Genomic DNA, 422 nt, shown 5'->3' on the forward strand with positions numbered 1-422 from the left:
TATGGAGGATACAGGGATCGAACCTGTGACCTCCTGCTTGTAAGGCAGATGCTCTCCCAGCTGAGCTAATCCTCCAAAATGACCCGTACGGGATTCGAACCCATGTTACTGCCGTGAAAGGGCAGTGTCTTAAACCACTTGACCAACGGGTCATACTACAAAAATATACGGAGAGTGAGGGATTCGAACCCTCGAAACAGACTTTAATCCGTTTACATCATTTCCAATGATGCTCCTTCGGCCAGCTCGGACAACTCTCCATAGTACTCCGGCAGGCGGGCTCGAACCGTCGACAACCTGATTAACAGTCAGGTGCTCTACCAACTGAGCTATGCCGGAATAATCGCGTGGCAACGTCCTACCCTTGCAGGGGGCGATCCCCCAACTACTCTTGGCGTGCTGAAGCTTAACTTCTGTGTTCG

The 422-nt window shown here is 51.4% G+C and carries 4 tRNA genes; all 4 read right to left on the bottom strand.

Annotated elements, in window-relative coordinates:
• Positions 1–2: 2 nt before the first annotated feature.
• The 4 genes from AC6UD8_RS07020 to AC6UD8_RS07035 all read right to left on the bottom strand — a co-directional run bounded on the left by AC6UD8_RS07020 (position 3) and on the right by AC6UD8_RS07035 (position 339).
• A tRNA-Val gene (locus AC6UD8_RS07020) sits at positions 3–75 on the bottom strand.
• 4 nt (positions 76–79) lie between these two features.
• Positions 80–152 (bottom strand) — tRNA-Glu (locus tag AC6UD8_RS07025).
• Positions 153–168: 16 nt separating this feature from the next.
• Positions 169–260, bottom strand: a tRNA-Ser gene (locus tag AC6UD8_RS07030).
• Positions 261–266: 6 nt separating this feature from the next.
• Positions 267–339 (bottom strand) — tRNA-Asn (locus AC6UD8_RS07035).
• Between the last annotated feature and the right edge of the window lie 83 nt (positions 340–422).

Source organism: Fructilactobacillus sp. X1R3C1 (assembly GCF_059901545.1).